The sequence below is a fragment of the Psychrobacter sp. 1U2 genome (genome assembly GCF_051847575.1).
Map to the genome: position 1 here is coordinate 1 of NZ_JBPYDC010001238.1, position 658 is coordinate 658.

At 45.9% G+C, this 658-nt stretch carries 1 protein-coding gene; it reads right to left on the minus strand.

The annotated features are described in order from the left end of the window. Positions 1–658, minus strand: a 658-nt coding sequence (locus ACS8FD_RS21415; protein WP_439277357.1) for a glutamate-5-semialdehyde dehydrogenase, incomplete at both ends; no start/stop codon positions are given.

Here is a 658-nt window from a genome sequence, read left to right on the forward strand (position 1 = left end):
GGTATGGCAATTACCGTCTAAGTGTTTGATGACGGGTACTTTGGCATCATTACTAATACGAGCAATCAAGCCTTTGCCGCCACGCGGTACAATGACATCGACGTATTCTGTCATAGTAATAAGCTCGCCAACGGCAGCGCGATCTGTGGTTTGCAGTACTTGTACGCTATGCTCAGAGAGGCCCGCTTTTTTTAGGCCTTGGTGGATACATTTAGCGATTGCTTGATTGGATTCAAAGGCTTCAGAGCCACCGCGTAGAATAATGGCGTTACCTGATTTTAGGGCCAATGAAGCAGCTTCTAAAGTAACGTTTGGGCGTGATTCATAAATCATGCCAACGACGCCAAGTGGCACGCGCATTTTACCTAAGTGAATACCAGATGGGCGATAGGTCATATCGGTGACCTCACCGATAGGATCAGGCAGGGCTGCGACATCTTTTAGACCTTGAAGCATGCCCTCAAAGCGATCTTCGTTGAGCTCTAAGCGATCTAAGAGTGCTGCTTCAAGGTCGTTTTTTTGACCGTTATCCATATCGATTTTGTTAGCAGATAAAATATCTTGTTTGTTATCAACTAATACATCACGAATCGCTATCAATGCTGAATTTTTATCGCCAGTATTGGCAGCGGCAAGCGTACGCGATGCTGTACGAGCT